The sequence below is a fragment of the Streptomyces canarius genome (assembly GCF_014650735.1).
In the GTDB taxonomy this organism is placed as follows: Bacteria; Actinomycetota; Actinomycetes; order Streptomycetales; family Streptomycetaceae; genus Streptomyces; species Streptomyces olivaceoviridis.
This window is the reverse complement of the sequence record NZ_BMVN01000030.1, coordinates 17600-26818: the sequence shown is the minus strand read 5'-3', so window position 1 is coordinate 26818 and position 9219 is coordinate 17600. Positions and strand designations below refer to the sequence as shown.

Below are 9219 nucleotides of genomic sequence, written 5' to 3'. Positions count from 1 at the left end.
GACCACGACGTTTCAGACGAACGCCTGCCGTCCCAGGACCGGCGTCCTGGGGCGGCAGGCTGATCCACACTTAACGCTCGCGACGGCGACTGTGCTCGCTGTGCGGCGCCGCCGCCGAGCTTGCCCCGGTCCTGAAGGGCTTCGACCATGGGTTCGGGTAATGGTGCGCGAGGGTCAGCCAGCGATCCGGGACGCAATGAGCCGGTTGGTGAGCTCCACCGTTCCGAGGTACCACCAGAAGATCCAGTCCAGGAACGCTTCGTCGTAGTCGCCGCGCTGGTCTGCCTTGCGGTGGCGCAGGTCGTATCGGTTGGCGATCTCGAACAGTGCCCCCTCGTCCTTGCCGAGCTTGTCCTTGAGCAGGGCGCGGCGTTCCTCGAGGATGCCCGCGAGGGTGACGATCGCCGACCGCTTGCTCTCCACCGTCGTGTCCCGGCCGCGGAACAGGGCGATCGCGTGGCGGACCCGGGTCGTGATGTCCGGGGCGCTGTCGTTGAGCGCCTGGTGTACCAGCGCGCTGCGGGCGTCGTCGGTGACGGCTACCAGGCGCCCGAGGTCCTCGCCTTCGGCAGCCAGCTTGTACTCGATGCCGGCCTCGCGCAGTAGCTCGTTGACCTTGCCCCGGTACAGGATGCGGGCGGGCCCGTTGTGGAACTCCGAGTGGTGCCACCCGCAGTTGTTCCAGGAGTGGAAGCGGCGGGTGCGGGGCCGGCTGACGAGGTCGTGGAAGACCTCGATCAGACCGAAGAAGGTGTCCTCGTCCCATGTTTCCGGGGTCAGAGGCCACAGGTCCGGGATGCCCAGTCGCCGCTCGATCACTCGTGAGGCGTCCGGCAGCTCGGTGGGGTCGTCGACGCATTCCTCGCCGAAGACCTCCGCCAGGTAGCCGTTGTCGGCGAAGTCGCTGATTATCCGGGTGAAGTCACGGCGGGTGTCGCGTGCTGTGCTGCCGTCGTGCGACAGGCTGCGGCCCTGCCGCTGTGGCCAGTACGGTCGCGGCTCGGCCGCATGCCGCAGTTCGGCTGCGCGGCTGACCAGCTCCTTCAGCCACTCCCGCTTGTCCATCCCGCCCCGCTGCCCCCAGCCGGGGGTGGTGCTGGCCCACGGATCGTCCGAGGGTGCGGGGCGCTCGGGCAGGTCCTCGAAGTCGGCCGCCGCTGTGGTGCCGACCAGGGCCTCCGTCAGCAGCCATACCGCCTGCTCCTCCCACGAGGTGTTCGACGACCGAAGGACCCGCTCGCCTTCGGACACGAACAGCGACGTCGGCCAGCGGAGCTCGTAGTTGCTCAGATCCAGACTCACCGCGTCATCATCACCCACCCAGGCAGGCTCCAACTGGCCCACGGAGCATGAGCATTCGGCCGGGAAACGGTCCTTGAACGGCCTTCGCGGTGGACAGCATCCCTCGTGGCGCTCAGCGTCGTCCCAGTTCATGCCGACCCCAGGGGCTGTCCATGGCCAAGCGCACCGCGAAGAAGGGCAGCAGCAGACCAGTACGGCTGTCCGCCGACCGGCTACGGAAGGGCTGGCCCGGCCCCGCCGGCACCCGCGTACGGCTCGCCACGGCAGCGGACACGGACACCGTCGACGCGCTGCTCGATACGGCTGGGGCCCGGCTCATTCCGGCTCTGCGGTCCTCCATCGAGCAGGGCACGGCAGGTGCCGCCCTCCTGGACGGTCTGGACGGCACCACCAAGACGTTCTTCGAGGACTTCGCGCGCCGGACCATCGGGCACTCGATGGCCGACTCGATGGCCAGTGTCAGCCTGACTCTCGTGGCGGTCGACGAGCGGGACCGGCCGATCGGCGCTCTGTCCGTCACCGCCCCCGGAACCATCATCGAGCGGGCTCTGGAGCACGGGTACAGCAACGTGCAGGCTGTGACCCTGAGCGTGGCCATCGGCAAAGTACACGGCCTGGCGGTAGCCGAGCAGGCCCGCGGCCAGGGCCTCGCCAGCTTCCTGCTGAAGCGGGCCTGGCAGGTCTACGACCAGCTCGACTACTTCCTGCTGTACGGGTCCTTCGAGACCGAGCGGGACCTGGGCGCCTTCTATAAGGGCTGCGGATACACCGTGCACGCCCCCGGCGAGGGGTTCCTTCTCGACCGGATCGACCTGCCCTTCGGCATCCACGCCGGCCCCGACCAATGCGTGTTCACCCGCTGGCGGCCTCCCCGCTGAGTGGCCGCCGGCCGTTCACATCACAGGTCCGTCCACGGGCGAGGATTACCGCCGACCAGAGGCATCCACACGTCCTGGGAGGGACCGTGCTGCTCCAGGTCTTCCAGCACGGCGGCTCCCAGCCGGACCTCCCGAGCGAGACCCGCCACGAGCGGGTGCTGAGCGACCATTGCCTGCAGATCGCTCATCCGATTCTCCAGCCTGGCCCGGGAGGCACCGGTGAGCACGAAGAGCACCCGGGGAAAAACCGGATACCGGCGCAGCCAGGCGGGACCTGCGGTGGCCTGCCTCCGCCGGCCGACGGGCTGGGCCTCGTACTGGAACAGGCGGGCGTATTCGATCAGCTTCACGGCCAGTCGCTCACTGCTCATGGTGCTGCGATCGACTTCCACGAACGCGCGCAGCTTTCGCCGGTGTTCGCTCTCGACGACCGTGTAGTACATCACTGCGTCGGCCACGATCCGCTCGCCCTCGCCGATGGAGTGGGACACCTCAGGGGTCCAGTCCCATGGGCCGTGCTCGTGCCCGAGCCGGCGGGCGTCTGCGGCGAAAGCAAGGTGAGCGCGAACGACGGCGAGCGTGTGCGGGGTCTTCAGCGACGCTGCCGTGGTCGAGGTGATGGGGTAGGGCGGCCGCCCCCGCAGGACGGGCAGGTCCCGGGTCAGCCGGGCGCCCTCCTGCGTGAGGTACCAGGCGTTGGTACGGGTCCGGTTCGCGTCCGGCAGCACCGTGCAGTCGACGAAGCCGTAGGAGCGCAGCCTGTTCAGAACACGGGACATCAGCTGTCGCGTTCCGTCCGGGCGCAGCATTCGGCGCAACTGGCTGGTGGTGACGATGCGGTGCTGGGCGAGCCCCGCCAGCACTTGGTGGGCCAAGGTCTCAGCGGGGCTGGGGGCCGGTTTCGTCGCCGGAGTGCTCCGTGCGGCGCTGCTCATGAGACGTTTCCTTCCGCGGCCGTGGCGGTCTCCGGCGGAGACCGTCGGTTGCTGCTTCAGGAAACCCGCGGGCCCCGACCTGACCCCCGACCACGAAGCCCCGACCATGGTCACGAAGTCGAAACAGCCTCGCGATCTGCGCCGTGGCTGACGTCCATGGCCCCGACCACGGGGCGCGCCCGCGCGCCAGAGCAGCTTGCTCCTGCCGGGGAGTTCGCCAGCTTTACGGCAAGGGGCTGGGGGTGAACCAGGAAGAGGGCGGCCCCAAGAGAAGTTCGGCGATGGCCGGTCCGCAGCAGCCGAGGGCTGCTGCGGGGCGTGGTGGCGAGCCACGCCATGCCGGCCATCGTGCGACACCCGGCCCGCAAGGGACCAACGACCCGTAACCGGATGCCGCGTCTATGGGGCGGTGGGCGAAGGGGCGCTCACCGCCGGTTTCTGCCCCGGGGTTGGGCGGCCTGCTCAAGGATGCGCCGGCGCGTCCACCGTCGGCGCCCGCCCTTCTCCGTGAGAGCGTCGGCGGTTTCCAGCAGGGGCAGATTGCCCTGGGACAGGCTGCTGGAGAAGGAGTTGACGCTTTTGAACCCCAGCAGTGCCGCGGCCTGAGTCGCTCCGAGGAGCTCGTCGGGGTCGCCGTCGACAGGGACGTCGGGCAGTGCGGGGGCAGTGCGCTTCGCGCCGGCGTGCTTGCCGCGGCCCGGCCGGGTGGCCATCCAGTCCAGCAGGGTCTGCACGCGCCACAGCTGTCGGCGGTAGGGGTTTTCGGCGGTGCCCAGCTCTTCGACGACGTCCGGGTCGGGGAAGTACCCGGGGTGGTCGCGGACGAAGGTGGTGACCTGGTTGGGGTTCTTGTAGCCCAGGAACCTCGAGGCCTCGGCGGCGTTCAGCAGGTCCTGCGGGTCACGGGCGGGCGGTGTGTGCTCGCGCAGGCGTGCCGGCGGGCGGTTCGCGAACCACTCGCTGACCTTCGCGTGGTCCCACAGGCGGGCGCGGCCGCGCATGTCGGCGATTTCGGGGAAGCCGTTCTCGGCGCGGTCGTTGTAGAGGCCGCTGATCCGCGCGGGCGTCAGGCCCTGTTCAGCCGCGATCTCGGCAGCGTCGGCCAGGCGAGGCTCACGGCGCGAGGTCATGGCAGAACCGTCCGTCCTGTCGGAGGTGAGCCGGCCTGCCCGGCTCACAACTCACATAATGGCAGGAGTTTGGGGCGGGGGTCCAGTACGCTGCCCAGGTTTTCCCGGCCGGTGCGAGGAAGAAGTCATTCCTCCGGGATCAGGCACACACCGCGGCGAGCCGCGTCCTGGGCCATCTCCGAGTAGGCCAGGGCTGCCGGAGTCATCTCCCACTCGGCCAGGGCGAGCAGCAGGACCAGCTCGTCGCGGTCCTGGGACGCATCGCACGGCATGCCGGCCGCGGTCGCGGCCGCCACCAGATCCCCGCCGGACAGCCCGGCGAAGCGGGCCGCCACCGTGTCGCGCAGGTCTGCAAAACCCTGCTGGTACAGCTCACTCGCTTCGCGCAGGAGCAGCACCAGGTCCTCGTCGTGGCTGGCCGGTGCGGCCGCGGCGAGGTCGAGGAGGCGCTGGGTGGTCGTCGTCATCATCAGCAGTATGCCCTTCAAGAAAGATCAGAGAGGTGTGGGAAATCTTCAGAGCGGAGCGGCACAGCCATCGCACGGAGATCGTCGTGTCCGCCGGGCCAGGTCGGGCTCCTTGCGGGGCTCCTCCTCCAGAGCCGCTCGGACCTGCTCCTCGAGGGCGGTGAACTCCGGGCCGTCGTCGGAGCAGACCACGCCGGGGTCGGGCGCTCCGCAGGCCGCTGCGTGCCGGATCAGATCGGTGATGCGCCAGTCAGCGCGGAAGCTGTCGCCTCGGACCTGTTCGACCTCGGCGTACAGGTCGGCCAGCCGCGGCCGCCGGCCGATGGAGAGCAGCACGTCGTGGCGGGAGGCGAAGACGCACAGCGAGCACGAGCAGCGGGAGGTCCCGCCCCAGTCGCCCGCACCGGGCGCCGAATCGTACGTCCAGCAGTACGGCACCGGCGCGTCGGCGTGCCACTCCTTGACCGCGTCGGTCGACCAGTCCTTGACGGGCAGCCACTCGTCGACGACGCGCGCACTGTTGGCCTGCACCGTACGGAACGCCTCCCGCTTCTTGCGGTCGGGCCCCTCGTCGCTGCGCAGACCCATGACCTTCAGGATCCGCACCGGGCGGTCGAGCTCGCGCTTCAGACGGTTGACGATCGGCGTCCAGGCGCTGGAGACCACGCTCTCCTTGGCGCTCTTGCGGCAGTACGGGCTGCCCATGCGCGGGAAGCGCCCGTACGCCGCGATCTCGGTCAGCAGGCTGCGCGGCATCCGGGTGCCGTCCGGGCCCGGCATCGTGCGGGTGACCTCCAGGTGCCGGTCGGCCGGCACCCCGAAGGCAGCGCTCTGCAGCGCGGCGAGCTCGGACACTCCGGGATAACGGATGCCGCCAAAGACGACCGGCGGCCACTCCAGCACTCCGAGGCTGGAGTGGTAGGAGATCACCCGGTCGGCCACGCCGGCGGCCCGGGCGGCTTCCATGAACACAAACATCATGACCGCGCTGGCCTTGCCGCCGGACAGCTGGGGCGCGAGCAGGTCGTAGGAGGTCAAGTCGGGCGCGCGAGGCGGGCGGTGGACGGTACGCGAAGGCATGGCAGCTCCAAGGAGACGAGAACGGGGGGGCGGCAGGACTGGCGGCCGATCGCGGGCGGCGGTGCCCGAGCACCTCACGCCGCTGCAGGCTCGGCGTCTGGACGTTTCGGGTAGGGCCGCAGCACGGGGAGACCTAGCTCGATCTCCTCCCGCTCACGGCGGGTCCGGCCAAGCCGGAACACGTAGCGGTGCACACCGCGGTGCCGGACGTTGCGGGCGCCAACCGCGACCAGGGCCTCACGCAGCCACAGAGCTGGGTCGCAGCCGGGCCGCGGCCGCGGAGCTCCGAGCGCAAGGAGTTGAGCAGCGGCGTATTCGTGGCCCTGCTCGGCGCGGCGGATCTTCTGCGCTGCCCGGTCGTGGAAGACGGTGCCGTCCGGCAGAAGCTTCACCGTCCGGGCGGTTGCCCGGCCGGCGTACACCGCGTTCGTTGCCGCGTAGATCGTTCCCACGTGCCCGGGCATCACCAGTCGGCCGGAGGCGGTGCGGCGCGGGACGGGGTCGGCGAACGAGACAACGCCGCGTACCCCGTCCGCGAGCAGAGCATCGAAGCAGCGGGCGAGGAACCACGACTCCGAGTTGCCGGGGCACTCATCGAGCAGGACGAAGCGCGAGCACACCAGCGACTCCGTGTAAGGGCGCAGCCCCGGCAGGGGCTTGGTGAGGACAGCTGTGCTGACCGGAACCCCGAACACGGCAACGCCGCACAGCCGACGCCTGCTGCCGGACACGTCATACAGGCCGAACTGCACCTTCACCGCCGGGTACGACCGGGAGTAGTGGTGCGCGACCACAAACGTCTTGGCCGGCTCTTTCTCGGGGATGACGTCCACGCGGTAGTTCTGGGCATCGAAGCCACCATCGCGGACGTGGCGCCAGGAGTGCTTTCCCGCCCGCCACCGCTGGCACCAGGGCGACGCTGTCTGTGCCTCAGCCAAGTCCTCGAACGGCAGCGTCTCTTGGACCGGGAGGTTCACTGTCCCTCCCCGTCTGCTGCGGTCTTCTCGGACAGGTCCGCATCCAGGCCGGGAAGCAAGGTGAGCTGATCGTCGGAGACGGAGGAACCGCGTCGCTGCCGCACCGGCCTCTTCTCCGGGGCGGCCGGAGTGTCCACGGGGTCCGTGCCGTCGGCAGGGTGGGGGCAGGGGCATAACCACCGGCAGGGCTGCTGGCCGAGCCCGTGGTGGATCACGGCGACGACGAAGCCGCCGCGGTCGGTGATGGTGCCGGCGTAGTCGTCGAGGCGGGGGCCGCTGGCGCTGACGCACTGGGCGTGGTGACCGGAGCCGCAGGGGTGGCAGATGCCCCGCTCGCAGGAGCACCAGCGGTGGAAGCCATGGGGGTAGGCGTCCTCGATCTTGCGCAGTCCCCTGGTCCAGGCGTTCGCGCGGACCCAGGCGCCCTCCGCCTCGGTCATCGGGGAGGTCACGCTGGAGGGGACGGGGTCGAGGATGCCCATGATCGATGCGCCGATCAGGCGCAGCCAGGTCGTCATGTCTCGTCTCCGAACAGAGTTGGGGTGGTGTGGAGTTCGTTCATCCAGGCGAGAAGGCGGGGGAGGTTGGTGTCGGGTCCGAAGGCGAGATAGGTGCCGTCGCAGCTGGTGCGCCCGAAGGCCTGCGCGATGCGCAGCCGCCGGCGGGAGTTGACGCGGCCCATGTGGACGGTCAGGCCTCGCTCCTGCGCCCTCAGGGCCAGGCGGTGCGCGGCCGGTGAGGTCTTCCACTGGGTGGAGCCCGCGAGAAACAGCACGTCGATCAAGTCCCAGGGGATGAGGCCGTTCTCGCTGCCGTCCTGGGCGGCGAAAGCGACCGGAACACCCAGTGCGCGGATCCGCTCCAGCCATGGCAGCGACTCGGCCAAGGTCGCCGCGGCGTCCATGGGGACGTCGGGGGCGACGGCCCACAGGCAGCGGTCTCGGCCGTAGCGGTCGACGGTCGCCTTCAGCCAGGCGAACCAGGCTTCGGCGCCGGGCCAGCCCTTGCCGAACTTGCCGTTGTCGCAGGCGTACAGGGCACCGGGCGGGATCACGTTGACCTGCGCCGGGGTCGTCATGCAGCCCAGGAGGCCGGCCTGCATGGCGGCCCGTACGTCAGCTCCGGACGGCGTGGCCAGGTACAGCACGGCGCGGGAGCGAGGCACGGGCAGGGGATAAGGACATGGGTGCGCGCATGACGGGTCCTTCCGAAGGTCGGCGGTCGGGCGGTTCAGGCGAGCGGGAGCTGGGCGGCGGCACCGGAGAGCAGGGCGTCCCACTCCTCCTCGAAGGCCTCGTCCTGCTTGTTGATCACGCGGGCGGGGGCGGTGGCGAAGAGTTCCTCCGCCATCGGCCACGCCTTCGCGCGGCGGCGCACCCAGGAGCGGGCGCGCCCGTAGATGGGGTCGTGCTCGACGTCGACGTGGTGTCGCTCGGAGACGGAGATCAGTCGCCGGGCGAGCTGCTGGGGGCGGCCGAGGTCGATGCGCTCGGTGGAGCGCATCACCGGCCGCCGCTTTCCGGAGTCGGACAGCAGGAACAGCCGGCGCACGTGGTACAGCGCCCACGGCATGTCGAGCTCCCGCTCGAACGCCTCCAGGCACGCCCGGTCCCGCGGCCGCGAGGGGTCGAACATCTCCAGGAGGGTCTTGCGGCCGTAGAGCTTCGCGTTGGGGTTGAGGCTCATCGCCGTGTACTCCAGGCGCAGCACCTCACCGGCGATGTCCGGGTGGGAGCGCATGCGTTCCAGGTGGGCGGGCAGCGCGCCCATGGAGGTGGGGAAGCAGCAGAAGGTGCAGTACGACTTCGGCCAGTGCACGCCGAACCGGTCCAGGAGGTAGGCCTCGCACTGCTGCCGGTCCCAGCCCCAGTCGATGAGCGGAACACGCCCGTGCGCCCGGGAACCTTCGAGGCAGCCTGGTCGCCGAAGCGGCGGCCTTCCTCGTCGGCGTTGAAGCCCATGATCTGCCTGAACGGGCGGCCGCCGAAGACCTGGGTGATCCACCGGTCGCCGACCTCGCCCTTCGCCCGCAGGCTGCACTTGCGGACGCCGGCCTGCTGCGGGACGGACCCCACGGACTCCAGCTCGTCCCACAGCGTCCACAGGCCCCGGGCGAACAGCCGCTCGGGACGGCGGGAGTCGTCCAGGACCGTGATCCCGTCGGCCTTCAGGTGCCCGGCCCGCGCCAGCTGCACGATCCTGACGCCGCGGGAGCGCAGCAGCGGAAGCATGAACTCCTCGCACAACAGCCGGGTTTCGGGCCACTCGCTGCCAGTGGCCATGTAGAGGACGGCGGTACGCGCCAGGTCGATGCCGTGCGCGGCGGGGTCGATGAGCATCCGCGCGAGGTAGGCGGTGGAGTCCGCGCCGAGCCCCCAGTTGATGACGGTGTCCAGCTCGTCGTCGGCGGCGAGGCCGGGCAGCGACGGCGTGAACGCAGTGCTAGGCAT

Annotated in this window: 11 protein-coding genes; 1 reads left to right on the top strand and 10 read right to left on the bottom strand. The window is 70.3% G+C overall.

All coding sequences use genetic code 11. The features are described 5' to 3' along the window. Positions 1–174 precede the first annotated feature (174 nt). Positions 175–1302: a hypothetical protein gene (locus IE294_RS31970; RefSeq protein ID WP_229917462.1), complete on the bottom strand. Its 1128-nt coding sequence runs from the start codon at positions 1300–1302 to the stop codon at positions 175–177. A gap of 152 nt (positions 1303–1454) precedes the next feature. On the opposite strand from IE294_RS31970, the gene IE294_RS31965 reads away from it, so the two are divergent. Then, a complete protein-coding gene (locus tag IE294_RS31965) occupies positions 1455–2180 on the top strand; it encodes a GNAT family N-acetyltransferase (protein WP_189891850.1) in 726 nt (241 codons plus the stop codon). Between the two features lie 20 nt (positions 2181–2200). Here IE294_RS31965 and IE294_RS31960 read toward each other — a convergent pair whose 3' ends face one another. The 9 genes from IE294_RS31960 to IE294_RS47965 form a co-directional block, all read right to left on the bottom strand. Then, entirely contained in the window at positions 2201–3115 is a 915-nt protein-coding gene (locus tag IE294_RS31960) for a replication-relaxation family protein (protein WP_189891848.1), read from the bottom strand. Between the two features lie 425 nt (positions 3116–3540). Then, complete coding sequence (locus IE294_RS31955) at positions 3541–4245, bottom strand: hypothetical protein (RefSeq protein WP_189891847.1); 705 nt, start codon at positions 4243–4245, stop codon at positions 3541–3543. A gap of 125 nt (positions 4246–4370) precedes the next feature. Beyond that, positions 4371–4712, bottom strand: coding sequence for a hypothetical protein (locus tag IE294_RS31950; RefSeq protein ID WP_229917461.1), 342 nt, complete (start codon positions 4710–4712; stop codon positions 4371–4373). Positions 4713–4760: 48 nt separating this feature from the next. Then, entirely contained in the window at positions 4761–5792 is a 1032-nt protein-coding gene (locus IE294_RS31945; protein WP_229917460.1) for a phosphoadenosine phosphosulfate reductase, read from the bottom strand. Positions 5793–5866: 74 nt separating this feature from the next. Beyond that, positions 5867–6769, bottom strand: coding sequence for a Mom family adenine methylcarbamoylation protein (locus IE294_RS31940; RefSeq protein WP_229917459.1), 903 nt, complete (start codon positions 6767–6769; stop codon positions 5867–5869). After that, positions 6766–7287 (bottom strand): DUF6248 family natural product biosynthesis protein, encoded by a 522-nt coding sequence (locus IE294_RS31935; protein WP_189891843.1) that lies wholly within the window; start codon positions 7285–7287, stop codon positions 6766–6768. The genes IE294_RS31940 and IE294_RS31935 overlap by 4 nt, the downstream gene beginning before the upstream one ends. Next, positions 7284–7934, bottom strand: coding sequence for a hypothetical protein (locus IE294_RS31930; RefSeq protein WP_229917458.1), 651 nt, complete (start codon positions 7932–7934; stop codon positions 7284–7286). The genes IE294_RS31935 and IE294_RS31930 overlap by 4 nt, the downstream gene beginning before the upstream one ends. A 65-nt stretch (positions 7935–7999) precedes the next feature. Continuing rightward, positions 8000–8509, bottom strand: coding sequence for a hypothetical protein (locus IE294_RS47970; RefSeq protein ID WP_229917457.1), 510 nt, complete (start codon positions 8507–8509; stop codon positions 8000–8002). After that, positions 8452–9219, bottom strand: a complete 768-nt coding sequence (locus tag IE294_RS47965) for a hypothetical protein (protein ID WP_229917456.1) — start codon at positions 9217–9219, stop codon at positions 8452–8454. Before IE294_RS47965 ends, IE294_RS47970 begins: the two co-directional genes overlap by 58 nt.